Source organism: Alteromonas sp. MMG017 (assembly GCF_018100795.1).
Taxonomy (GTDB): Bacteria; Pseudomonadota; Gammaproteobacteria; order Enterobacterales; family Alteromonadaceae; genus Alteromonas.
In genome coordinates this window covers 100,261-126,298 of record NZ_JAGJDY010000011.1, presented here as the reverse complement: position 1 = coordinate 126,298, position 26,038 = coordinate 100,261, and the positions used below count along the sequence as shown (strand labels likewise).

The window sequence follows — 26,038 nt, the reverse complement described above, 5'->3', positions numbered from 1 at the left end:
ACTACTAAGCTAACTTACTTCTTTTTCTTTGCCTTAGCGTTAGGCAAATCGGTAATACTACCTTCGAAGATTTCAGACGCTAAGCCGATTGACTCGTTTAGCGTTGGGTGAGCGTGAATAGTTAATGCAACATCTTCAGCGTCTGCGCCCATTTCAACAGCAAGACCAATTTCGCCAAGCATTTCGCCAGCGTTAGTACCTACCATTGCGCCACCAAGTACACGACCGGTGTCTTTTTCGAAAATCATTTTAGTCATACCGTTAGTTGCATCAGAGGCAATAGCGCGACCTGAAGCAGCCCATGGGAATACGGCTGTTTCGTAGCTTAAACCTTGCTCTTTCGCTTCTTTCTCGGTAACACCAACCCAGGCAACTTCCGGCTCAGTGTACGCTACTGAAGGAATACCACGTGGGTCGAAGTAATGTTTCTGTCCGGCAATAACTTCAGCAGCAACATGACCTTCGTGAACCGCTTTATGCGCAAGCATAGGTTGGCCGACTAAGTCACCGATAGCGAAGATATGTTCAACGTTAGTACGCATTTGCTTATCAACGTTAATAAAGCCACGGTCGTCAACGTTAACACCAGCAGTGTCTGCGCCAACCATTTTACCGTTTGGACGACGTCCAACAGCAACTAACACTTTGTCGTAGCGTACTTGCTCTGAAGGTGCATTTTTACCTTCAAACGTTACATACAAGCCGTCTTCTTTTGCTTCAACCGCAGTTACTTTGGTTTCAAGCATGATGTTGAATTTTTCTTTATAGTCTTTCATAAAGACTTTCATGATGTCTTTATCAGCAGCTGGAATGAGCTGATCTAAAAATTCAACAACGTCAATTTTTGAACCTAGTGCTTCGTACACTGTACCCATTTCTAGGCCAATGATACCGCCACCAAGTACTAGCATTTTCTCTGGAATATCTTTCATTTCCAAAGCGCCAGTAGAATCGATGATACGATCGTCTTCTGGAATAAACGGCAAGCTTACTGGCTCAGAACCTGCTGCAATAATCGCTTTTTCAAAAGTAATAGTAGTAACGTCGTCACCATTTTTTACTTCAAGGGTATTAGCACCGGTAAATTTACCGTAACCTTTAACGTGCTTGGTTTTACGCATTTTAGACATGCCGCCAAGACCGTTTGTTAGCTGTTTAACAACGCTGTCTTTGTATTCACGAATTTTGTCTAGGTCAATTTTTGGCTCACCAAAAGTCACACCATGGCTAGCCAAGTGCTTCGCTTCTTTCATTACTTTCGCTACGTGAAGCAATGCTTTTGAAGGAATACAACCAACGTTAAGGCATACGCCGCCTAGCACTTCACGTGAATCAACAATAACGGTCTCGATGCCTAAATCGGCAGCACGGAATGCTGCAGAGTAACCGCCAGGGCCGCCGCCCAGTACCACTAATTGCGTTTTAATTTCGCTCATTGTGAACCTCAATCCTATTTTTTGTTAGCTATCACCTTGTGCGTAATAGCATAACCTAAATACTGCCCCAAGGGCTTATAAAATCACCGAGAATGTTAATGATATAACAAACATTCTCGTATTTTGATTTAAAGTATAATTCTGCGCAAGTCAGTCAAGTTTGCCGCCACTTCTGTGGAGAACCTTGCACCTACCGCACCATCAATAACGCGATGGTCGTATGACAAGCTTAATGGAACCATAAGACGAGGTTCAAACTCGCTACCATTCCACTTCGGTTTCATATCAGATTTAGACACACCTAAGATAGCAACCTCAGGGGCGTTAACAATTGGCGTAAACGCTGTACCACCAATTCCGCCTAAGCTAGAAATAGTGAACGTACCACCTTGCATGTCTGAAGACTTCAGTTTTCCGTCACGCGCTTTCTTAGATGTTTCGATCAGCTCTTGAGACAACTGCTCAATCCCTTTCTTGTTTACATCTTTGATAACAGGAACCACTAAACCACCAGGCGTTTCAACCGCAATACCAATGTTGATGAATTTCTTGATGATCAAGCTTTCACCATCATCAGAAAGCGAAGAGTTGAATATTTCGTATTTCTCTAGCGCTTTAGCTACCGCTTTCATAACGAATACAAGTGGCGTAATTTTCAAGCCAGACTTAATTTTCGCATGGTACGCATTTTGTTCTTTACGGAACGCTTCTACGTCGGTGATATCAGCCTCATCAAACTGTGTTACATGAGGGATAGTCGCCCAGTTACGGTGTAAGAATGGACCAGAAATCTTCTGAATACGCGACAGCTTAACTTCTTCAACTTCACCAAACTTGCTGTGATCGACAGGTTTAACCGGCACAATTTGAAGTACGTTATCGCCTGCTGGGGCAGCTGCACTGCTTGCATTACCTTTAGGCTTAGCAAGCTCAGCTTTCACGTAAGCCTGAACGTCTTCTTTAAGAATACGATTCTTAGGACCTGAGCCATTAACAAGGGTAAGGTCTACACCAAACTCTCTCGCTACGCGGCGCACAGAAGGTGAAGCATGTGCTTTGCCATTGCCTTTAGGCGCTGGCGCTTCTTGTGCTGGTACAGGTGACTTATTCTGAGCGGCTGGTTTTTCAGCTGCTTTTGGCTTCTCAGGCGCCGATTCCGCTTTCTTCGGCGCAGGTGCTTCGCTACTTGCTGAACCGCCACTTCCGGCAGTTTCTAGCTTAATAACTAGCGTACCTTGCTTAACTTTGTCACCGGCTTTAATGAATACTTCTTTTACTGTACCTGCGTGGGTAGAGGGAACATCCATTGTCGCTTTATCAGTTTCAAGGGTAATAAGACCATCTTCTTTCTCGATGGTGTCGCCCACAGAAACTAATACGTCGATAACGTCTACTTCGCCATCTTCACCGATATCAGGTACTTCAACTTCTACTACGCCGCCAGCTGCTGCCTCTGAAGATTGCTCTGAAGCTGCTTCATCAGAAGAAGAGTCGGCCGCAGGTGCCGCATTTTCTGAACTTGATTGCGCAGGTGAATCGCTGCTAGCTGCTTCAGCACTTCCGGCGGTTTCTAGTTTAATAACTAGCGTACCTTCTTTCACTTTATCGCCAGTACTGATAAACACTTCTTTCACCGTACCTGCGTGAGTAGAAGGCACATCCATCGTCGCTTTATCGGTTTCTAGCGTAATAAGCCCATCTTCTTTCTCGATGGTATCGCCTACAGAAACTAATACATCAATAACGTCTACTTCGCCATCGTCACCAATATCAGGAACCGCAACTTCTATCACTTCACCGCCACCTGATGATGCTGGTGCCGCTTCTGATTTGCTTTCTTCTTTTGGTGCTTCTTTTGACTCTTCTTTAGCAGGCGCTTCTTGAGCTGGCTCTTCTTTCTCTTCTGAAGAGGCTTCTTCGCCACCTGCTTTTTTCATTTCGCCGATAACATCGCCTTCTTTAATCTTGTCGCCAACAGCAACAGACAAGCTAACAATCTCACCTTCAAATGGTGCAGGAATATCCATAGAGGCTTTGTCACTTTCTACGGTAACAACGCCTTCATCTGCATCAATGGTGTCGCCTACGGCAACACATAGCTCGATAACTTCAACTTCGTCACCGCCTACATCGGGTACGATAATCTTTTGAATATCTGACATATGTAAAATACCTTATCTGCCTGAGGCTACGCGTAAAGTGGGTTTAATTTTTCAACGTTAATATCAAAACGTTTAATCGCTTCGGCAACATCTTTCTTATCGAACTCACCGCGTTGCGCCAATTCGTACAATGAAGCCACTACAATGTATGCAGCATTAACTTCAAAGTGAGTACGCAAGTTTTCACGGCTATCACTTCTACCAAAGCCATCAGTACCTAGGCAGCGGTAATCAGTATCGATAAATGCACGAACCTGATCAGAGTAGTTCTTCACGTAGTCGGTCGCAGAAATAGCAGGACCTGCATCTTTCGTGATTACCTGACCAACATAAGCGGTTTTCTGATCGGCTTCTGGGTTCAACATGTTCCAGCGCGCCACTTCTTGACCTTCACGAGCCAATTCGTTGAACGAGGTTACCGAGTAAACGTCTGAAGAAACGTTGTAATCGTCACAAAGAATTTGTGCCGCTTTACGTACTTCATTCAAGATAGTTCCCGAGCCCATTAACTGTACATTGGTCTTGGTCTTCTTGTTTTCAACTCGTTCAAGCTTATAAATACCTTTAATGATTTGATCTGCTACGTCATCACCTTCAGGCATAGCTGGGTGTTGGTAGTTCTCGTTCATCAATGTTAGGTAATAGAATACGTTTTCGTTGTTGCCATACATGCGGCGTAAACCGTCTTGTACGATAACAGCCACTTCGTATCCGTAAGTTGGATCGTAAGTTACACAGTTCGGAATCAGGTTCGCTTGAACATGTGAATGACCATCTTGGTGCTGTAGACCTTCACCGTTCAATGTTGTTCTACCTGCAGTAGCACCTAACAAGAAGCCTCTTGCTTGGCTATCGCCTGCTGCCCATGCTAAATCGCCAACACGTTGGAAACCAAACATTGAGTAGTAGATGTAGAACGGAATAGTCGTGGCGTTGCAGGTTGAGTAAGATGTACCCGCCGCTACCCACGATGCCATTGCACCTAATTCGTTAATCCCTTCCTGCAGTACCTGGCCTTTCTTATCTTCACGATAGTAAGCCACTTGATCTGCATCTTGTGGAACGTACTTTTGGCCTTCGTTAGCATAAATGCCCACTTGGCGGAAAAGCCCTTCCATACCGAATGTACGTGCTTCATCAGGAATAATTGGCACAATACGCTTACCAATTTTCTTGTCTTTCAACAACGCATTAAGTACACGAACAAAGGTCATAGTAGACGATACTGAACGATCGCCAGAACCTTTTAAGATTGCATCGAATGCTTTTAGTTCAGGTACTTCAAGTTGCTCTTCGGCTTGTTCTCTACGAGAAGGCAAGTAGCCGCCTAAAGACTCACGACGCTCGCGCAAGTACTTCATTTCTTCACTGTCTTCAGGGAACTTGAAGTAAGGTAGCTCTTCAATCTTCTCATCAGCAATTGGAATGTTGAAACGATCGCGGAATACTTTAAGTGAATCAACGTCCATCTTCTTCACGTTATGCGCAATGTTCAAGGCTTCACCAGAAGCACCTAAACCAAAGCCTTTAACGGTTTTAGCAAGAATAACCGTTGGACGACCTTTGGTCTCTTTCGCTTTTTGGTAAGCAGCAAAGACTTTAACTGGATCGTGTCCACCACGGTTCAAGCGCCAGATGTCATCATCAGACATGTTCGCTACAAGTGCAGCCGTTTCTGGGTACTTGTTGAAGAAGTTTTCGCGCGTGTATTTACCACCCTTCGCTTTACAGTTCTGGTACTCACCGTCTACGGTTTCGCCCATTAACTGGATAAGTTTGCCTGATTTATCACGGGCAAGAAGCTCATCCCAGTAACTGCCCCAAATAACTTTAACCACTTCCCAGCCTGCGCCGCGGAATGTGCCTTCAAGTTCTTGGATAATTTTGCCGTTACCACGTACCGGGCCATCTAGGCGCTGTAGGTTACAGTTGATAACGAAAGTTAGGTTATCTAGGCCTTCGCGTGAAGCAAGACCGATAGCACCTAATGATTCTGGCTCATCACACTCACCGTCACCCATGTAGCAGTATACGCGCTGTTCAGAACAGTCTTTAATACCACGATTAGTAAGGTACTTAAGGAAACGTGCAGTATAGATGGCTTGAAGTGGACCTAAGCCCATCGATACTGTTGGGAACTGCCAGTAATCTTTCATCAAGTGAGGGTGTGGGTATGATGATAAGCCTTCACCAGCACATTCTTGACGGAAGTTGTTTAGCTGTTCTTCAGAAAGGTTACCCTCAATGAAAGAACGTGCATAAATACCGGGTGAAATATGGCCTTGAGCAAAAATAAAGTCGCCGCCAGCATTTTCTGTAGGCGCTTTAAAGAAGTGGTTAAAACCAACATCGTATAGCATGGCAGATGACGCAAAACTACCAATGTGACCACCTAGCTCTAAGTCTTTCTTAGAAGCACGTAATACAATCATCAATGCATTCCAACGAATAGCAGCACGAATACGCGCTTCAATCGTTAGGTCGCCAGGCATTTTTGGCTCTTGCGCTGAAGGAATTGTATTGATGTACGCTGTGGTGGCGTCGTACGGTAAGTGCGCTCCGCTACGACGAGCCTTATCAATAAGTTTCTCGAGTAGATAATGGGCGCGTTCTACACCTTCCTCTTCCAAAACAGATTCAAGAGCGTCAATCCACTCTTTAGTTTCTTGAGGATCCACATCTTGGTGCATCATATCAGTCATGGTGCCATCCTATTTTTGCTTTATATATAGAGAATTCTTCCTTCGACCTAATTATCGAAAGAAGAATGACCAAATTACGTTGTACTCGCTGTGACCCTTAATGGCTCACCTGTGCTTTTTGCCTATCGCAGTAGCTAAAATTCGCTTTAAGCCTCTGCTTATATAATCACGCCTCATAAAACTGGGTAAACAAGAAGGCATGTTAAATTTCTAATCGTCGTAACGCACGTTGTACACGGGTGTCACGTTGATTAATGGTTAATAGTGTCTTTTCAATGAACGCAAGGTGCGTATTACACGCCTGACGTGCCGCTTCTGGATCCCGTGCCGCGATAGCCTCAACGATTTCTCGTCTTTGACGAGCAATATCGGCCACTGCATCGGGGTGAGTCGCTAACATGTCAAAGTTACGTTCAATGTTTTCCACCAGCATACTCTGCATGGTGCTCATTACATGTAAAAGCACCATGTTATGGGATGCTCTTGCCATAATGATGTAGAACTTACCTAGCGCTTCAGCTTGTTCCCGCTTGCTCTCTTCGGGGGCTGGCGTGGGCAGTTCATTAAGCGCATTTTTCAGTGCTTCATAATCTTCAGGTTGCCCACGAAGCGCTGCATAATACGCCGCCATACCTTCTAGGGCATGGCGAAACTCAAGTAAATCAAACTGAGTTTCAGGCCGTTTACTTACCAGCGCCATCAACGGGTCTTTCATAGCTGAGTTGAGGTTGCGGTTTACAAACGTGCCGCCCCCTTGCTTGCGCTCAACTAATCCACGGGCCTGGAGATTACCAATGGCTTCTCGTAACGAAGGTCGCGATACCTCAAATTGAATCGCAAGTTCACGCTCTGGTGGCAATTTCTGACCTGCCAATAAGCTCCCATCCAAAATCATGGATTCAAGCTGCTCGGTGATAACATCGGCAAGTTTTTTTCGCTGCTGACGCATGCGTGACTATATTCCTTCGTTTACTTAAGTATGCGACTATTTTGTAAACAAGTAAGGTCTACAGTCACAATTGGTAATACCATTTTACCTATACAGTTTAAGATAGATTGAAACCGAGGTAAATACTCTCAAGCATAGCAAACTTGTAAGGAGTTGCTTGTTGTTAAGCTTTATTGTTGAATTTGTTGCAAAAATTTAGCAAAGACGCACTGGTCTGATGAGGTGAAGCAACCAGCCTGTGAGACGTGAAATGCCTGATCTATAAATGAAAAATTTATAGACCAGGATAGAATGGTAATACGTTTGTTAATGGGAATAGTTAAGCTAGGGTGCCTATAACGGTAAGCGCAGAGGTAATTACGAGCAGAAAAATAACATTACGTTTTGCTAACTTGACCAACACTTTAGGCTCTACCGCAGCATTTTCCGATTGAGCTTTAGACTCTTCGGGCGTTAACATCTCCGCTTTCGACGACACTCGAGTAAGTAAGTCATACGCCGAAATATTCAATGATAAGCCGTCCTTTAACCATTCAGGCAGCGCGCGGGAAAAGTGCCCCATCATCAGCATGCCAAAAGCGGTAATACGTACCGGAATAAAATCAAGCGCATACATTAACTTGCCTGCCGCCATAGACAACGGATGCTGAGATGCACAAAAACGCTCTGTGGCGCTTCTACTGAAACAGTAGAACACAGCGCCCGGTGCGCCAAATGCAATAAACCACAACATAACCGCTGCATAATGTTGGTAGTTCAGCCAAGTAAGGTGTTGCCCGAAGCTTTTCCCTTCAGCTATGGCCGTACCGTCGCTATCACGCTCGCTACCGCAATGCCCTAGTTGGTCGGTGTACATGCTGCAAGCCTGTAAATCGCCACGGTCTGCGGCATTCAAAAAGCATTTGTAAGTGGCGCGCAATACAGGGCAGCCTATACATAGAAACAAAATCACACTTTGTTCTATAAAGGTAAGAAAAGCACCGAACAGCCAATGCTCAATTAACCCTATTATTAGCGCTGGCAGTAACATATATAAATAGAAGGCTACAGATGACGTGTCTTCTTCTAGCCATTTTCGCTCGTAAAGCCAATTTTGATAGGCAACTGCATAACGCTCGATGTGCCATACCGGTGTTTTAGTAATAAGCCTTTCAAGACTTAATACCAGCAGTAAACTCATTAGTATCATGTTATTCCCTACCGTAGAAATGCTGAATTATGGGGTAATGGACTAGCGGTTAAGCGCCCTATTTATCTTTTTTTGTTTATGATGTTTCTTGGGGTGTCTCTTAAGATGCTATTTAAATCGAGTAACTGTCTGTAGCGTGCCCAATCGAACGCAACACCCGGATCGGTTTTTCGCCCTGGCGCAATATCATTATGGCCTACTATACGCCCTAACGAAATTTGCGGGTATTGTTGCAATATAAACTTACTCAATCTCGAAAGTTGTTCATATTGGGCATCTGTGTAAGGCAAAGTATCAGTGCCTTCTAACTCGATACCAATGGTAAAGTCGTTACAACGAGAGCGGCCTTGAAACGTTGATAACCCTGCATGCCACGCCCGCTTATTAAAGGGCACGAACTGCTCTATCTCACCGGTGCGGTAAATAACGCAATGCGCAGACACCCTAATACCTGCTATTTCTTTATAAAACGGGTGTTCATCAGGGTCTAACGTACCGGTAAACAATTCACGAATGCCTGATGTACCGAACTGTGAGGGAGGCAACGAAATATTGTGAATAACCAACACGCTCACATCGTTTTCGTCGGGCCGTTCATCATAATGGGGGCAATCAATTAGCGTCGCGGGCTCGTATAACACCATATAATTTGAAAATTCGTTACGTTGTTTTCATTAATAACAGTGTGACACCAGCCGCCCACAGGCACAAGCTTAACGCACTGCGTATCTGTGCATGGTGAGAGTGAAGGTAAAGCACGCCGTGAATCCATCCATGGAGGCTCGGCTGCAGCATCCATGCTGCAGACGGCTTTATCTTCACTCTCACCTTACACTTATTAGATCGCTAATAATTTTGAGAATAGAAAGAAATGCAGTTCCCTGCTGCACAAGGTTTTAAATGGATGCTGGCTGACTGCTTTGACAAATGATTATTTGATTGGAACTCATATCAACATTTTGAGTGAAAGGTGAGTTTAGGGGTAAAGCACGCCGTGAATCCGTCCATGGAGGCTCGGCTGCAGCATCCATGCTGCAGACGGCTTTACCCCCAGACTCACCTTACACTTACTATAGATTGCTAGTATTTTTAGAAAACAGAAAGAAGTGCAGTTCCCTGCTGCACAAGGTTTTAAATGGATGTTGTCTTACTACTTTGACGAACGGCTACTTGATTGGAACTCATATCAACATTTTTAGTGAAAGGTGAGTTTGAGACACAGCACGCCGTGAATCCATCCATGGAGGCTCGTCTGCAGACGGCTTTATCTTCACTCTCACCTTACACTTATTAGATCGCTAATAATTTTGAGAATAGAAAGAAATGCAGCTCCCTGCTGCACAAGGAATAAATGGTTACGAACTCTATTAGTTAGGCCGATACATTTATATGTACGTAGAAAGGCGGTATAAAGAGAACGATAAAAAGAAGTGAGATGTTTTATATGAGTGAAGATGATTCTGTGGGCGAGAGTTCTGCTGGTAAGTATATGGTGGTGCTGGCGTGGATTTGTGGGTTTGGCCTACTGGTCTATGTTTTTTCTGGCTTGCTCGATAAGCAAGTTAACCCGAATAGCGAGCCCCAGTCACAGCGTATTGGGTCTCAAACAGAAGTGCGTTTGAAGCAGAATCGGGCTGGTCACTATGTTACTTCTGGTTATATAAATGGCGAGGAAGTGGTATTTTTGGTTGATACCGGTGCTACCGATGTGTCTATTCCTGCTCATTTAGCCCAGAGGCTGCAACTACAAGCTGGTCGTAAAGGCTTAGCCAATACGGCGAATGGAACCGTTACCGTTGCTGAATCACGTATCGATACCCTTCGAATTGGCGACATTGTATTAAACAATGTTAGCGCAAACTTAAACCCCGGTATGCAAAGTGAACATATCTTGCTTGGAATGAGTGTTTTACGGCAATTAGAGTTTACTCAGCGCGGAGATTGGTTAATATTGCGTACCCTTTAATTCTAAACAGCAGCCATCATGATTTCACCCGACATTAACGCCATCCGCGAACAAGTTTCTCTCGCACTTATTGAAGATTTAGGTGGCGAGCTTAACGCGCATAACGACATTACTGCGAATTTAATAGATGAAAGCGAAAACGCGACGGCCACTATTATTACCCGTGAGCATTGTGTTATTTGCGGCGTAGCTTGGGTTGAGCAAGCGTTTGCGTTAATTGATGAGAGCCTAGAATTAGTATGGCAAGTGAAAGACGGCGACACCGTAGAGGCCGATACTACTCTGCTTACCTTAACAGGCTCGGCTCGCGCCATTCTGACTGCCGAGCGTGTAGCACTTAACTTTCTGCAAACCCTTTCTGCTACGGCGACAGTGACGGCAAGCTACGCTAAATTGCTTGCAGGAAGCAACACTAAAATTCTTGATACGCGCAAAACCCTCCCTGGTCTTCGCATGGCACAGAAGTACGCGGTGAATTGTGGCGGCGGGCAAAATCATCGTATCGGTTTGTTTGATGCGTTCTTAATTAAAGAAAACCACATTTTTTCCTGCGGCTCTATAGAGAAAGCAATAAGCCGCGCCAAAGAAATGAAACCTAGTAAGCCTGTTGAAGTAGAAGTAGAAAGCTTAGATGAATTACAACAAGCACTTCTTGCAGGGGCTGACATCGTTATGTTGGATAACTTTAGCAACGAACAGATCCAAAAGGCAGTAGCGCTAACCCAAGGGCAATGTAAACTGGAAGTGTCAGGTAACATTACCGATGAACGGTTATCGTCGCTAGCAACACTGGGTGTAGACTATATTTCATCTGGTGCATTAACCAAGAACGTGCAAGCAATTGATTTATCACTAAGAGTGAACTTAGCGTAAAAAGGTTGCGAATATCTTGCGTTAAGTTCACATGTAACAGTTCAAATAACGTGCTTAGGTATAAAGTCGCTTTACTACTTTGTAGGTACGTTTCATCGGTTTCGTTCTACGTAGTATAGTTATCTATACGTACGAAAGTTGTAAATTCATACCAAAGTTCAACAACATAGGGCTGCAAAGCACTAATTGAACGTGTCATACTGAAAAAGTCAGACATAGGTATTTTTCTGCATACTTGTCACTGACCAATTAATTTATATACTTAGATTCAAGTACCAGGGGCGTTTAAGGACGACTCGGGTATAAACGTCAATTTGAATTACATTTAAACTTAACGTGCTATACACGTCCCGGAGAAAACCATGATGAACATGAATAATAAAAACCAAAAGGGTTTCACCCTAATCGAACTAATGATCGTTGTTGCCATTATCGGTATTTTGGCGGCAATCGCTTTACCTGCTTATCAGGGTTATACCCAGAAAGCTAAATTTACTGAAGTAACGAATGCTACTGCCGCAGCAAAAACTGCTGTTGAGATTTGCGCTCAAACTACTGGAGCTTTAACAGCCTGTACTGGAGGCACTTCAGGCTCGAACGGTATTCCGGCAGATGTAACTGCTGGTAGTGGAGTTATCGGTCTTAAGACCACAGCAGGTGTTATTGTAGCAACAGCAGCTACTGATTCAGATATTAAGAATTCAACCTATACACTAACTCCTACTTTCGGTTCAGGAAAGGTAACTTGGGCAGCGACATGTAACCCTGGCACCCTTTGCTAAGCAAACTTTTTTAGTACTTAGCCCAGTTTCGACTGGGCTTTTTTGTTACTAGATGCACACGTTTTAGGCAAACTATACGCAGGGGCTCTCATGGCTAAAGTAGCAACTACTTTTATATGGCAAGGTAAAGATCGAAAAGGGAATAAGCTTAAGGGTGAAATTTCAGCCACATCCCTGTCTGAAGCGAAAAACCTATTGCGACGCCAAGGCATATCAGCCAATCGAGTTAAAAAGTTCGCTAAACCATTGTTTGGTGCTAGAGAGAAAAAAATCACTGCTGCAGATATATCTGTTTTTTCTCGCCAAATAGCCACTATGCTCTCTGCTGGTGTAACACTTATTCAATCATTAGATATGGTAGCGCAAGGTCATGCTAAAGCATCAATGCGAAAACTACTTAACGAAATTGCCAATGAAGTACGCTCTGGTAACCCTCTTTCAAATTCACTCCGTAAACATCCTGAATATTTCGATGACCTATATTGCGACTTAGTATTTACTGGAGAGCAATCTGGTGCACTTGAAACCATTTACGATAGAATAGCCACCTATAAAGAGAAATCTGAAGCACTTAAATCAAAAATTAAAAAAGCGATGTTTTATCCCATTGCTGTAGTGGTGGTCGCATTTATTGTAACCACTATCTTACTGGTTTTCGTTGTGCCTCAATTTGAAGAAATCTTCAGCGGCTTCGGTGCCGAGCTTCCTGCATTTACGCTATTCGTACTCGCAATTTCAAATTTTGTTCAAAACTACGGTATTTTCATAGGCGCAGGCACTTTCTTCGCTGGTTACTTATTTATGCGTGCTCATAAGAAAAGCCAAAGCTTTCGCGACAAAGTTGATAAAGGCATACTTAAAATTCCTGTTATCGGAAACATTCTCAAAAAAGCCAGTATTGCGCGATTTACTCGTACCCTCGCAACTACTTTTGCTGCCGGTGTACCTTTAATTGGCGCACTTGAATCGGCAGCGGGCGCGTCAGGTAATGCGGTATTTAGAGACGCTATCTTATATATTAGAAAAGAAGTGGCTGGCGGTATGCCAATGTATATCTCCATGCGCGCTACCAATGTATTTCCTGATATGGTGACGCAAATGGTCGCCATTGGTGAAGAATCTGGCTCGGTTGAGGAAATGCTCAGTAAAATAGCAACAATATATGAAGCTGAAGTGGATGATATGGTCGATGGCTTAACCAGCTTATTAGAGCCAATGATCATGGCAGTGCTCGGCGTGGTGATTGGCGGCCTTATTATTGCCATGTACCTTCCCATATTTGAAATGGGTAATGTGGTATAACTTTTTGCCAGCTGGCACTTGTTTTGTTTGTGCTCTACACATGATTAGGCTTGCCCAGCGCAGGCCTTTTTTGCATTATTAACTAAAATAAAAAAGAGAACGCTATTTTATGGAAGCGATATTGCTTACCAGCCAATTATACCCGTGGTTATTCTACCTATTTGTTTTTGTGGTGAGCTTAATGGTAGGAAGCTTTTTAAATGTGGTTATTCATCGCTTGCCCATTATGATGGAAAACAGTTGGAAGCAGGAATACGCCAGTTACTTTAGTGAAACTGATAGCGATGTAACAGATAGCCATACAACCGGTAGCAAGAAAAACGCGGCTCTAGAAGCTAGTGCACAATCTTCCCCTGAAACGTTTAATTTGGCTAAGCCAGATAGCACCTGCCCGAGTTGCGGTCACAAAATTCGGGCATGGGAAAATATTCCTATCATTAGCTATCTATTCCTTCGCGGAAAATGTTCAAACTGTAAAACCCCTATTTCAATTCGCTATCCGTTAGTAGAGTTATTCACGGCACTAACCTGTACGTTCGCCGCCTATTATTTTGGCCCAACGCCGCAAGCAATATGGGCGGTGATATTTACTTATATCCTTATCGCCCTAATTTTTATTGATTTAGATAAAATGCTGCTTCCAGACCAACTTACCCTCCCCTTGCTTTGGATTGGTTTACTACTTAGCACCCAATCCATTTTTGTTGGGCCAGTTGACGCCATTATTGGTGCCGCCGCCGGATATTTGAGTTTATGGTCTGTGTTCTGGTTGTTTAAAATAGTCACCGGAAAGGAAGGCATGGGATATGGCGACTTCAAAATACTAGCAGCACTTGGCGCCTTCACTGGCTGGCAGGGCTTGCCGATTATCATTTTACTGTCTTCAATTGTAGGGGCTATTGCCGGTATTGCTATTATGCTATTCCAAAACAAGGGGAAATCATTGGCTATCCCCTTCGGACCATACTTAGCCGTTGCAGGTTGGATAACCCTGTTTTATAAAGACACGATTATTACCCACTATATAAAATGGGCGCTACAGTAATGGCTGCAAGTAAGACAACAGAAGCAGAAAAGAAAGTGCCTTCGAACACAAATGATAAAATAGTCGTTGGCCTTACTGGCGGAATAGGTAGCGGGAAGTCTGCCGCTACAAGTCAATTCGCAGCGTTAGGTATTGATATTATCGATGCCGACGAAGTGGCTCGAGATGTTGTTATTCCCGGAAGCGAGGGGCTAGTTAAAATAACCGAGCACTTTGGGCACGCTATTTTGTTAGAAGATAGCACCCTTAACAGAGCTGCTTTACGAGAACGAGTTTTTAATAGCAGCGAAGAAAAGCAATGGCTCAATCAATTATTACATCCGCTTATTCGCAAAACTATGCTGCAACAAATAGCTGATGCGACCAGCCATTATTGTATATTATCGGTTCCCTTATTGGTTGAGGGCAACCTCACAGAATTATGCGACCGCGTAATTGTGGTAGATTGCCCCGAGTCTATGCAGCTTGAACGAGCCATGCAACGCGATGGCAGTACCAAGCAAATTATTGAAAGTATTATGGCATCTCAAGCGACGCGAAAAGAACGATTAGCTGCTGCAGATGATGTCATCGATAATAGTAAAACCCTCGGTTTTCTGAATGAGCAAGTACTCACCCTACACAGTAAGTACACCGGTCAGTAACTGGCAAATACAGTGCAAATAACGAAAATTTTCCGTAAATCCGGTTTAACTGCAACTTTTTTCCTTAAAACTCGTCAAAAGTTTAATTGATTATGAAAGTAGGCTTGGCTTAGGGCAGTTCATGCATTAGGCTTTAGGGTTAAGTCTATGTGTTTTAAGGATATCCATGAGCGAAGCTGTATTCGAATTTCCCCTAAAGGAAAAAGTGCGTAACTATCTGCGCGTAGAGCAGCTTCTTGGGCAGTTAAAAAGCACCGCGAAATCTGACAGTGTGCCACTGCAAATGGTTTTCTTTGAGCAGTTGTTTGAATTACTCGATTTGATTGAGCGATTAGATTTGCGCTCAGACATGAGCAAAGATTTAGATGCCCATGAAAAAAATCTCGTTTACTGGTCACAGCACCCCAAAATTGACAGTGCCGCATTAGATCAAGCACTTAAAACGATTGTTAATCTTAAGCAAAAGCTAAAAACTGACCGCCGCTTTGGCAGTGCGCTTAAAGAAGATAAACTGCTAAGTGCCATTAGGCAGCGTTTCGCTATTCCAGGTGGTTCATGTAGTTTCGACCTACCCAATCTTCATTTTTGGCTACAGCAACCCGCCGAGGTTCGCCAACAAGAAATCGGGCAATGGCTCGACACTTTAAGCTTACTAGACGACACCATAGCCGTTAGCTTGTCTTTTATTCGAGAACGCGGGCAATTCAAAACGGTTACCGCTGACAACGGCTTCTACCAAGGTGCTGCTGAAGATAAAAACGAGCTTATCCGTATTAAGTGCCGTGTAGATGAAGGCTACTACCCTACCCTTAGTGGTAATAAATACCGCTACGCCCTACGCTTTTTATGGTTTTCTCCTGCACAAGGCCAAAACGCCGCTGTCGAATCTAATATTCAGTTTAAACTGGCAGCCTGTTAAACTACTCCCATTGTAATTTTACTGTACCACTTTTATTGTACCACTGGAGTAATTCATGGTTGTAGATTGCCCGATTTGCGCGAAGTCGGTTCCTTGGAATAACGACAGCGAATTTCGGCCCTTTTGTAGCAAAAAGTGCCAACTTATTGACTTAGGAGAATGGGCGTCAGAGGAAAGGAAAATTGCTGCAAAGCCTTCTGAACAGCCTTCCGCCCAAGAAGTCGATATTGAAGAAATAGAAGCAATGCTCGCTAAACAGTCTGACGACTTTTTCAAACACTAATAGGAAGTATATGATTAATAAAATTGCGCTTGTTGGTGGAACCCATGGTAATGAAACCAGTGGTATTCAGCTTATTCATAACTGGCAATCTTCAGGGTTTTCTGACGAGCTAGCATCGCGATTTTCATCATTGGATATTTCGCTGACTATAGCTAACCCAGATGCCCTAAGCGCTAATGTACGGTTTGTTGAAGAAGATTTGAATCGTCAATTCACGCTAGAAGCGTTAGAAAAAAACAGTGAAGCTAAAGAGGCTAAGCTGGCCAAACAGCTTAACCAACAATTTGGCCCGAAAGGCGATTCTGCCACTGACTTGGTGATTGATATTCACAACACCACCAGTAACATGGGTGCAACACTTATTATTTTAGAAGCTGATGACTTCCACGTTCAGCTTGCTCGATTTGTAAAACATCATATGCCTGAAGCGAACATTCTATTGGAAGATGAAAAACCGTATTTAGAACACGGTTATTTGTGTACCACGGGCAAACGTGGCGTGATGATTGAAGTAGGCGCACAGCCTCAAGGTGTATTACGAGAAGACGTTTATTTGCTTACCCAAACCATGGCTGAAGTGATCCTCGATTTTTGCCAAGCCTACAACACAGATAGCCTTGAACAATATCCCGAGTGCGAGGTATTTAGACTAGGGGAAAATATTAAATTTCCACTAAATGCCGAGGGTAAACGTACTGCGATGATTCACCATTCATTGCAAGACAATGACTTCGCCCCACTCATTCCTGGCGCACCAGTGTTTCGATCTTTTGATGGTAAAGACATTGAATGGCAAGAAGCGCAAGAAACCTATCCTCACTTCATTAATGAAGCGGCGTATCACAAGCTTGATGTGGCCTTCGCCACTGCAACACGGCTTATGCTATAAGCCGTTAAAACCCGTATTTCAGACGGGACACCCAGATACAAAAAAGGGCGGTCTATTGAGACCGCCCTTTTTGTTTTTATTTTGAAGTATGTTTTTAAGTTAGAAGCCAGCCGCTACTTTGAATATTTCTTATGAAGCGCATCGATAATAGCCACATTCGCTGCTGGAAATTCACTGGCTTCCAATGCACTGACTTCAACCCAGCGCGTTTGTTGGCTTTCCTTACCTTCAGGCTCACCGTCAAACGCACTCACAGCATGCACATCAAGCTTAACCAGCTTATCGCCATAATCATGCTCTATTACCAGTAAAGGCTCGCTAGATTGCACTAGAATGCCAATTTCTTCCTGCAACTCTCGGCGTAGTGCATCAAGTACGGTTTCATTGGCTTCCACTTTACCGCCTGGGAATTCCCACTTGCCGCCTTGATGTGCGTTGTCAGCCCGAAGGCTGATAAACACTTGTGTGCCGCGAAGTACTACCCCAACGGCAACATGCACAAGTTTCATTAGCTTAATTTACCGTGGCACTGTTTATACTTTTTACCTGAACCACATGGGCAAGGATCGTTACGACCTACTTTAGGACCGTCACGCACTTCGGTACGTACCTTATCGCTTGCAGCTTCTGGTGGTGCTTCAGTGGCTGATGCGTTTTCGTGCTCAAATTGCTTTGGCACATTATCCGCTTGACGACGTTGTTCTTCTACTTTCTCAACGTCTTCTTCAGCTTGTACTTTCACACGTGAAAGAATAGTAATCACTTCAACTTTCAGTGCTTCTAGCATTTGTGAGAACAAAGCAAACGACTCGCGCTTGTATTCTTGCTTCGGATTTTTCTGCGCATAGCTGCGTAGCCCAATACCTTGACGAAGGTGATCCATTGCCGCTAAATGCTCTTTCCAATGGCTGTCTAGGTTTTGTAGCATCACTGCTTTTTCAAACTGTCGAAGAACTTGTTCACCCACTACACTTTCTTTTTCTTTATAGCTAGAAACCACTTCATCGTGAATTCGCTCACGAAGCTTTTCTTCATAAAGCTTATCGTCGTTTTCTAACCACGTTTGAATAGGTAAGTCTACGGCGAAGTCAGCGCGTAAACGCTCTTCTAATCCTTTCACATCCCACATTTCTTCTAAAGACTGTGGTGGAATATATTCATCAACTACACCGCTTACCACATCTTCACGGATTACTGCGATGGTTTCACTTATGTCGCCTTCATCAAGCAACTCATTACGTTGCTCGTAAATCACTTTACGTTGATCGTTTGCTACATCATCGTATTCAAGTAGTTGCTTACGAATATCGAAGTTACGACCTTCTACTTTACGCTGGGCGTTTTCGATAGCACGAGTTACCCATGGGTGCTCAATGGCTTCACCTTTTTCCATCCCTAAGCGCTTCATCATGTTGCCCATTTTTTCAGAGGCAAAAATACGCATTAGGGCATCATCTAGTGACAAGTAAAAACGGCTTGAACCTGGGTCGCCCTGACGACCTGAACGACCACGTAGCTGATTATCGATACGGCGAGACTCATGACGCTCTGTACCAATAATGTGTAAACCACCTGATGCTAAAACGGCATCGTGACGCACTTTCCACTCAGCCTTAATCTTGTCGATTTGTGCTTGAGTAGGGTTTTCAATTTTTTCAATCTCTGCTTGCCAGTTACCACCAAGCACGATATCCGTACCACGACCTGCCATGTTTGTTGCAATGGTGACTGCAGCAGGCTTACCTGCTTGAGCAACAATGTCGGCTTCGTGTTCGTGGAACTTCGCATTAAGCACTTTATGTGGAATTTTGCTTTTCTTAAGTACCCGAGACAACAACTCAGAGTTTTCAATCGATACCGTACCAACCAAGGTAGGCTGACCGCGTTCAACACACGCTTTAATATCTTCTACGATAGCATCGTATTTTTCTTCTGCCGTTAAGTAGATAAGGTCGGCCTTATCTTTACGCTGCATAGGTTTATTCGTTGGCAACACAACCGTTTCTAGGCTGTAGATATGCTGGAATTCGAAGGCTTCCGTATCGGCAGTACCCGTCATACCTGCAAGCTTGTTGTACAAGCGGAAGTAGTTTTGGAAAGTAATAGACGCTAAGGTTTGGTTCTCATTTTGAATCTTCACACCTTCCTTTGCTTCAACAGCTTGGTGTAAACCTTCAGACCAACGACGGCCTTCCATTGTACGACCGGTATGTTCATCAACAATAACAATTTGGTCTTCTTTAACGATGTAATCTACATCTTTTGAGAACAACTTGTGGGCACGAAGCGCAGCGTTAATGTGGTGAAGTAATGAAATATTACCCGCAGCAAATAACGATTCGCCTTCTGGTAATATACCTGCACGATGCAAAATTTCTTCGACATGACCTTGGCCACGTTCAGTTAAATGAATTTGTTTTGCTTTAAGGTCGATAGTGTAATCACCGTCGCCTTCTTTGCCTTCTTCGTCTTCTTCTTCTTGCTGAATCAATTCAGGAATAACTAAATTAATACGGCGGTAAAGTTCAGAACTATCTTCTGCTTGGCCTGAAATAATAAGCGGAGTACGTGCCTCATCAATTAAGATTGAATCCACTTCATCCACTACAGCAAAATTAAGTGGGCGCTGAACGCGGTCTTGCGGGCTAAACGCCATATTGTCACGCAAGTAATCAAAGCCGAATTCATTGTTCGTACCATAGGTAACGTCAGCTTGATAGGCATCGCGCTTTTGTTCGTGCGCCATACCAGGTACGTTACAACCTACGCGCATACCCAAGAAAGTGAACAGCTGGTTAGCCCATTCAGCATCACGCTTAGCAAGGTAATCGTTCACGGTAATAACGTGAACACCTTTGCCAGATAATGCATTTAAATAGGTAGGCAAAGTCGCGGTAAGGGTTTTACCTTCACCGGTACGCATTTCTGAAATTTTGCCTTCGTGTAATACTTGGCCACCCAGCATTTGTACGTCAAAGTGGCGCATACCGTACACACGTTTACTTGCCTCACGAACGGTAGCAAAAGCTTCGTACATGAGATCTTCAAGGCTTTCGCCTTTTTCAATTCGTTGTTTAAACTCAGCCGTTTTTGCTTTTAACGCCTCATCAGAAAGCTGTTCATACTCTGCTTCCAGTGCATTGATGGCATCTACATTTTTTTGTAATTTTTTTAATAGACGGTCGTTTCGGCTACCGAACACTTTTCTAAGGATGCTTGAAAACATTAGCTTGTTATTTCCACTACTTGTCGAGACGCCGCACGGTAAGAGCACAGCTGCGATTAAACGTAAAAGACACTATCTCATTAAGATAATGCCAAGCGATTACTAATTGTTGCGTAAGCTGAATGCTTACTTACCTGGCTGCTGCCGTGTTTATTTTTTATAAACGTATGGCAGAGGATCGATTTGCTTACCGTTTCTTATTACTTCGTAGTGAACATGAACGCCAGTAGAGCGCCCTGTATTGCCCATTTTAGCGATAGGTTGACCCTTGGTCACCACATCGCCTATTGAGACAGTCAAAGTTTCATTGTGCCCATAACGGGTTATAAAACCATCACCATGTTCTATTTCTACTAGATGCCCGTAACCGCTACGTTCGCCTGCCCAGGTAACAATACCTGCCGCAGTCGCTAAAACGTCATTACCCGCTTTGCCAGCGAAATCTAAGCCTTTATGCATGGCTGTTTCACCAGTGAAGGGGTCGGCGCGCATACCATAATAAGATGACAACCATCCCGATGCTATCGGTCGACCAGATAATTGACTCTGCTCATGGATATGGTGACCCCTCACCAAACTTTCAAGCATAGAAAGCTGCTGAGATTTTACGTCGAGAGATTGCTGGAGCTTATTAATCTCGCTGAGTAAGGGATCATCTTGGAGGTTGTCCGGTATCGATACAGGTACAAAAGCGTCCAGGTCAGCCGCTGTCATACCTAATTCTGTTGCTATCTGTTTTCCTTTATCATCGAGCATAGACGCTTGTGCTGAAAGCTCGGCAATATGGGAAATCAAAGTTTGTAATTTAATGGTAGTCTGTTGTTTAAGCGCTTCAACGTCTTGTTGCGTTTCATTCACTTCAGATTGTGCCAGGCGAACCCTAGCCACATCTTCAGACACAGATTCTGTGGAACGACTAGACACTAACATAAATATCGACGACAACACGGTCGCGCTCACCAGCGTACGTACACTGATGCTATGACGATAGCGTTTGTTCTTGCCTGATAGCGTTATTGTTAGCTTCATACCACAAATAGGAAATTTCTGTCGTGCTCAGTTAACTTCCAATACCTGTTTGCTGACAAACATAGACTCGGCTGAAGGCCGAACTGGAACGTAAAGAAGTTATGGCACATTAATTATAATTATATTGATTGCTTACTTTATCATTGTTTAGTCTAAAAGCTAAACGAAAAAAAGCCGCCATGTAGGCGGCTTTTTATATACCGGTTTACGCTAATACTGGTTGAGCGTAATGTATAGGTGCTTCATCTTGAGAATCGTAAGTTATAAATTCCCAGCAGTCTTTCTGCGCAAGCACGGCGTTCAATAGTTTGTTGTTTAAGCCGTGACCTGTTTTATAAGCACGCAATTCGCCAATAAGGCTATGCCCACCTAAGTACAAATCACCAATAGCATCTAAAATTTTATGCTTTAAAAATTCGTCGTCGTAACGTAAGCCTTCAGGGTTCAACACGCGAAATTCATCAAGCGCAACCGCATTTTCCATGCTGCCACCTAATGCTAAGTTATTAGCATTCATATATTCAAGGTCGCGCATAAAACCGAAGGTACGTGCACGACTTACTTCGTTCACATAAGAACATGAATCGAAATCCATGGTCATATGTTGACGAGTTTGGCTGATAACTGGGTGATCGAAGTCAATCTGGAAGTCGACACGGAAACCATCATAAGGCACTAATTCGGCCCACTTATCGCCATCTTCAACGCGAACGGTTTTCTTAATACGGATAAAGCGCTTAAGGGCGTTCAACTCTTCAATTCCTGCTGATTGAAGCAAGAATACGAAGGGGCTAGCACTACCATCCATAATAGGCAGCTCGTTGCTATCAACTTCAACAATGATGTTGTCGATACCAAGCCCTGCAAGCGCAGATGCCAAATGCTCAACGGTTTGAATAGTTACGCCGTCTTCATTATTCAAACAGGTACACAGCATGGTATTACCCACCGCGTTTGCACGCGACGGAATATCAACATGAGGTTCAAGGTCAACACGCCTAAACACAATTCCCGTGTTCGCAGGCGCAGGCCGGAGAGTCATTGTGACCTTTTCCCCTTTATGAAGCCCAATTCCGGTTTCTTGCACCGGGTGCTTGATTGTACGTTGTCTAATCATCTGCTTATGCTTTTACCTATAAAAAAAGCGGTCGCGAATTATAGTGACTTACCACTTGTTTGTCAAAAAATACGCAATTTGGACCATTCGCTAATCCAAAATTTTACGCGCAAGTAGCCACTCTGGTCACTAATCTGGAAAAATTCCAGTTTAAAACCTACCAGACAGATAGTGCCCTTAATACCGTTCTGACAACGGTATTTCAGAAAAATTCACTTCAATTTCAGCGAGGTGAATTAGTCTGCTTGCTTACGCAAAAACGCTGGAATGTCTAAATACTCTAAATCATTACCAGGTTGCGCTTCATCTTCAGCTTTAAGTGCTTGGTTGCCTTCAGTACTGCCAACCGATGCTGAACGAGGTTCAGACGCTGTTGTGCTACCGTACTCTTTAGCTGGCGTAGTTAAACGCGAACCTTCTGAGCTTACTAGCGAAATGTCAGGCTTACGCTCTGCGCCAATACCGGTTGCAACAACCGTTACGCGAAGCTCATCTGTCATTTCCATGTCGATAACCGTACCCACTACCACTGTTGCATTTTCAGAAGCAAACGCTTTAACCGCGTTACCAACAGTTTCAAACTCATCGATAGCGAAATCTGGGCCAGCTGTGATATTCACAAGAATACCGCGAGCACCTGATAAATCGATATCTTCAAGTAACGGGCTAGCAATAGCAGATTCTGACGCTTCTTCAGCACGGTCTGGACCACTTGCTGAACCGCTGCCCATCATGGCTTTACCCATTTCAGACATTACTGTACGTACGTCGGCGAAATCCACGTTGATCAATCCAGGGCGAGTAATTAGCTCTGCAATCCCCTGAACAGCACCACGTAATACGTCGTTAGCTGCACTGAATGCTTGAAGTAGAGGCGTACCTGGACCCATCACTTTTAACAATTTTTCGTTAGGAATAGTGATAAGTGAATCTACGTTGTTAGCCAGTTCAACAATGCCCTGCTCTGCAAACGTAGTACGCTTTTTACCTTCAAATGGGAATGGCTTGGTAACAACAGCCACAGTAAGAATTCCCATTTCACGGGCAATTTTTGCCACTTCAGGTGCCGCACCAGTACCTGTACCACCACCCATACCTGCGGTGATGAAAACCATATCCGCGCCGTCTAATGCTTGGCGAATGGTTTCTCTGTCTTCATGTGCTGCGTCGCGCCCAATGTTAGGATCGGCGCCTGCGCCTAAACCTTTAGTAACACTAGAGCCAATTTGTAAGGTAACGTCAGCATTTGAGCTACGTAGTACCTGTGCGTCGGTGTTTATCGCAATAAACTCTACGCCTTCAATGCTTTGAGACACCATGTGCTCAACTGCATTTCCGCCGCCACCACCAACACCGATGACTTTGATTACGGCTTCTTCGCCGTGACTATCCATTAATTCGAACATACTTACTCTCCGGTTGTACGTCTTCTATGCTTCGCTACGACACATAGTCGATTATCTGCATCCTGCGAATCGTGATGCCGTAGCTATAGCGACCCCAAAAAATTAAAATTCACCTTTAAACCAGCTTTGCACGCGGTGAAATAAACTCTCACCGGTTTTTTGCTTACTGGACTTCTTATTATCTGCTTGCACTTTGCCGTATTGCAGAAGCCCTACGACGGTTGCAAATCCTGCATCATCAACGTATTCAGATAAACCTTTAACGTTGATTGGGTTGCCTACTCTCACAGGCATCTGGAAAATTTCCTCGGCAAATTCAACCGCACCTTCCATTTTGGCGGTACCACCGGTTAGCACTAAGCCGGCAGCAATTTGCTCTTCCAGACCACTGGCACGAATTTCATCATGTACCAGTTCAAAAAGTTCTTGGTATCGAGGCTCAATTACTTCAGCTAGCGTGTGTCGCGACATTACTCGCGCGGCACGCCCGCCTACACTTGGCACTTCAATACTCTCTTCCATACTGACCATATCTTTCAGCGCGCAGGCATAATTAACTTTAATTTCTTCTGCGTTGCTAATTGGCGTACGGAAAATCTTAGCGATGTCGCTGGTAATCTGATTACCGGCAACAGGGATAACAGCGGTATGCCTAATGGCACCGTCTGTGTAGATAACGATATCCATGGTGCCACCACCAATATCGACTACACACACACCTAATTCACGCTCATCATCCGTTAGCACAGCATAACTTGATGCCAATGCTGAAAATATTAATTGGTCGGCGTTTAGTTCGCAGCGCTCAACACACTTCACTAAATTTTTCGCCATATCGTCTGCACACGTAATGATGTGTGCGTCGGCTTCCATTCTTACGCCTGACATGCCAATTGGGTTCTTAATTCCTTCTTGCACATCAATAGTAAATTCTTGTGGTAAAACATGAAGTAACCTGCGTTCAGCTGCAATAGGAACACTACGTGCTGCATGTATAACGTTGTCTACGTCTTCTTGGGTTACTTCTTGGTTATTAATCGGCACCATACCGTTTTCGTTTTGACATTTTACGTGACGGCCTGAAATAGACATGAAAACTGAAGAAACACGGCAATCTGCCATTAGCTCCATTTCATTTACCGCACGTTGCACCGACTTAACCACTAGGTTTAAGTCATTTACGCCGCCTTTATCCATGCCTTTTGCAGCATGCGTACCGACACCAACGATACTGATTTGATCGTCGTCTAACAGCTCGCCCACTACAGCCTTTACCTGGCTAGTGCCTATATCTAAGCCTACAATCAAATTACGTTCAGCAGGTTTTGACATGGTTTCCTTAACTCTCTTTGTTTGTTGTATCGCTGCTGCTGTTTTCCCAGCCAACCGCGACACCCGTATCGTAACGAAGATCGATATATTTCACCGTCTTCTCTTGCTGCGCAAGTAAAGGATATACATCGATAAAGCGTTGTAACCTATCGATAAATTCCTTGCGCCCTAAATTCAATTCAATACCATTTTCAAGTTGAACTTGCCATGCGAAGCGCTCGCTCAACGATAATTCTTCAATATTCATGGCGGTAGTGGCTAACAGCGCATGCATGGAGTTATATCCTTCAAGCGCGGTCTTCTCGCTACCACCTGGGCCGTATAACCTTGGTAAGGCTAAATCATGCCCATCGGCGTTAAACGTATCGCCGTAGGGGTTTAGCAACAAATCTTCGTTCCATTTGGCAACGGGTTGCTGCTCAACCAAATATATCTTTAACGTATTTGGCCATTTTTTGCGTACCGACGCCCGATACACCCATGGCTGTGCTTCTACCAGCTCAAACACTTCATTCACATCTAGGGCGAAAAAACTGCCCGGTTGTGATTTTCTTATCAGGCGCTCTAGCCTAGTAATATTCACATGTTGGTAATCGCCAGAAAAATCAATTACCTGAACAGGCATTTGCTGCTCATCTTGCATATAGTCGTTGGCCTTCACAGCCCCAAACACCAATGCCGCAATAACAAACAATAAGAACGCTACACCGCCCCACAAAGACGCTTTGTCTTTGGCTGGTTTACTTTTCGCAGCGCTTGCAGTGCTCGTCTTACTCGTCATTGCGTT

General features: G+C 44.1%; 22 protein-coding genes. 9 read left to right on the top strand and 13 right to left on the bottom strand.

What is annotated here, in order from left to right; all coding sequences use genetic code 11:
• Positions 1-14: 14 nt before the first annotated feature.
• The 6 genes from lpdA to ampD form a co-directional block, all read right to left on the bottom strand.
• Positions 15-1,436 carry a dihydrolipoyl dehydrogenase gene (lpdA, locus tag J8L84_RS16820; RefSeq protein ID WP_057789993.1) on the bottom strand — a complete coding sequence of 474 codons (1,422 nt, stop codon included), beginning with the start codon at positions 1,434-1,436 and terminating at the stop codon, positions 15-17.
• 128 nt (positions 1,437-1,564) lie between these two features.
• A complete protein-coding gene (gene aceF, locus J8L84_RS16815) occupies positions 1,565-3,598 on the bottom strand; it encodes a dihydrolipoyllysine-residue acetyltransferase (protein ID WP_211071697.1) in 2,034 nt (677 codons plus the stop codon).
• A 26-nt stretch (positions 3,599-3,624) separates the two neighbouring features.
• The gene (aceE, locus tag J8L84_RS16810) at positions 3,625-6,300 is read right to left on the bottom strand and encodes a pyruvate dehydrogenase (acetyl-transferring), homodimeric type (RefSeq protein WP_129739857.1); all 2,676 of its coding nucleotides are present in this window, start codon (positions 6,298-6,300) and stop codon (positions 3,625-3,627) included.
• Positions 6,301-6,502: 202 nt separating this feature from the next.
• Entirely contained in the window at positions 6,503-7,249 is a 747-nt protein-coding gene (locus J8L84_RS16805) for a GntR family transcriptional regulator (protein WP_057789987.1), read from the bottom strand.
• Between the two features lie 319 nt (positions 7,250-7,568).
• Positions 7,569-8,438 (bottom strand): beta-lactamase regulator AmpE, encoded by an 870-nt coding sequence (gene ampE / locus J8L84_RS16800; protein WP_211071696.1) that lies wholly within the window; start codon positions 8,436-8,438, stop codon positions 7,569-7,571.
• Positions 8,439-8,500: 62 nt separating this feature from the next.
• Positions 8,501-9,082: a 1,6-anhydro-N-acetylmuramyl-L-alanine amidase AmpD gene (gene ampD / locus J8L84_RS16795; protein WP_211071695.1), complete on the bottom strand. Its 582-nt coding sequence runs from the start codon at positions 9,080-9,082 to the stop codon at positions 8,501-8,503.
• A 791-nt stretch (positions 9,083-9,873) separates the two neighbouring features.
• On the opposite strand from ampD, the gene J8L84_RS16790 reads away from it, so the two are divergent.
• From J8L84_RS16790 to J8L84_RS16750, 9 genes are all read left to right on the top strand, one after another.
• Complete coding sequence (locus J8L84_RS16790) at positions 9,874-10,404, top strand: TIGR02281 family clan AA aspartic protease (protein WP_211071694.1); 531 nt, start codon at positions 9,874-9,876, stop codon at positions 10,402-10,404.
• A gap of 18 nt (positions 10,405-10,422) precedes the next feature.
• Entirely contained in the window at positions 10,423-11,277 is an 855-nt protein-coding gene (nadC, locus tag J8L84_RS16785; protein ID WP_211071693.1) for a carboxylating nicotinate-nucleotide diphosphorylase, read from the top strand.
• 362 nt (positions 11,278-11,639) lie between these two features.
• Positions 11,640-12,059, top strand: a complete 420-nt coding sequence (locus J8L84_RS16780) for a prepilin-type N-terminal cleavage/methylation domain-containing protein (protein WP_282100453.1) — start codon at positions 11,640-11,642, stop codon at positions 12,057-12,059.
• 90 nt (positions 12,060-12,149) lie between these two features.
• Positions 12,150-13,361 (top strand): type II secretion system F family protein, encoded by a 1,212-nt coding sequence (locus J8L84_RS16775; protein ID WP_211071692.1) that lies wholly within the window; start codon positions 12,150-12,152, stop codon positions 13,359-13,361.
• Between the two features lie 109 nt (positions 13,362-13,470).
• Positions 13,471-14,406 carry an A24 family peptidase gene (locus J8L84_RS16770; RefSeq protein ID WP_211071691.1) on the top strand — a complete coding sequence of 312 codons (936 nt, stop codon included), beginning with the start codon at positions 13,471-13,473 and terminating at the stop codon, positions 14,404-14,406.
• The gene (gene coaE / locus J8L84_RS16765) at positions 14,406-15,050 is read left to right on the top strand and encodes a dephospho-CoA kinase (RefSeq protein WP_211071690.1); all 645 of its coding nucleotides are present in this window, start codon (positions 14,406-14,408) and stop codon (positions 15,048-15,050) included. Before J8L84_RS16770 ends, coaE begins: the two co-directional genes overlap by 1 nt.
• 166 nt (positions 15,051-15,216) lie before the next feature.
• Entirely contained in the window at positions 15,217-15,969 is a 753-nt protein-coding gene (gene zapD / locus J8L84_RS16760; protein ID WP_211071689.1) for a cell division protein ZapD, read from the top strand.
• A gap of 55 nt (positions 15,970-16,024) precedes the next feature.
• Positions 16,025-16,252 (top strand): DNA gyrase inhibitor YacG, encoded by a 228-nt coding sequence (yacG, locus tag J8L84_RS16755; protein WP_057789970.1) that lies wholly within the window; start codon positions 16,025-16,027, stop codon positions 16,250-16,252.
• A 10-nt stretch (positions 16,253-16,262) separates the two neighbouring features.
• Positions 16,263-17,141: an aspartoacylase gene (locus tag J8L84_RS16750; RefSeq protein WP_211071688.1), complete on the top strand. Its 879-nt coding sequence runs from the start codon at positions 16,263-16,265 to the stop codon at positions 17,139-17,141.
• Positions 17,142-17,254: 113 nt separating this feature from the next.
• On the opposite strand, the gene mutT is transcribed toward J8L84_RS16750, so the two are convergent.
• The 7 genes from mutT to J8L84_RS16715 all read right to left on the bottom strand — a co-directional run bounded on the left by mutT (position 17,255) and on the right by J8L84_RS16715 (position 26,032).
• Positions 17,255-17,650 (bottom strand): 8-oxo-dGTP diphosphatase MutT, encoded by a 396-nt coding sequence (gene mutT / locus J8L84_RS16745; RefSeq protein ID WP_211071687.1) that lies wholly within the window; start codon positions 17,648-17,650, stop codon positions 17,255-17,257.
• Positions 17,650-20,367 carry a preprotein translocase subunit SecA gene (secA, locus tag J8L84_RS16740; protein ID WP_211071686.1) on the bottom strand — a complete coding sequence of 906 codons (2,718 nt, stop codon included), beginning with the start codon at positions 20,365-20,367 and terminating at the stop codon, positions 17,650-17,652. The genes mutT and secA overlap by 1 nt, the downstream gene beginning before the upstream one ends.
• Positions 20,368-20,517: 150 nt before the next feature.
• Entirely contained in the window at positions 20,518-21,396 is an 879-nt protein-coding gene (locus J8L84_RS16735; protein ID WP_211071685.1) for a M23 family metallopeptidase, read from the bottom strand.
• 205 nt (positions 21,397-21,601) lie between these two features.
• The gene (lpxC, locus tag J8L84_RS16730) at positions 21,602-22,513 is read right to left on the bottom strand and encodes a UDP-3-O-acyl-N-acetylglucosamine deacetylase (protein ID WP_013782943.1); all 912 of its coding nucleotides are present in this window, start codon (positions 22,511-22,513) and stop codon (positions 21,602-21,604) included.
• Between the two features lie 236 nt (positions 22,514-22,749).
• On the bottom strand, positions 22,750-23,919 hold the full coding sequence (ftsZ, locus tag J8L84_RS16725) for a cell division protein FtsZ (protein ID WP_013782942.1): 1,170 nt from the start codon (positions 23,917-23,919) through the stop codon (positions 22,750-22,752).
• A 102-nt stretch (positions 23,920-24,021) separates the two neighbouring features.
• Entirely contained in the window at positions 24,022-25,251 is a 1,230-nt protein-coding gene (gene ftsA, locus J8L84_RS16720; RefSeq protein WP_057789956.1) for a cell division protein FtsA, read from the bottom strand.
• Positions 25,252-25,258: 7 nt separating this feature from the next.
• Positions 25,259-26,032, bottom strand: coding sequence for a cell division protein FtsQ/DivIB (locus tag J8L84_RS16715; RefSeq protein ID WP_211071684.1), 774 nt, complete (start codon positions 26,030-26,032; stop codon positions 25,259-25,261).
• Positions 26,033-26,038 lie beyond the last annotated feature (6 nt).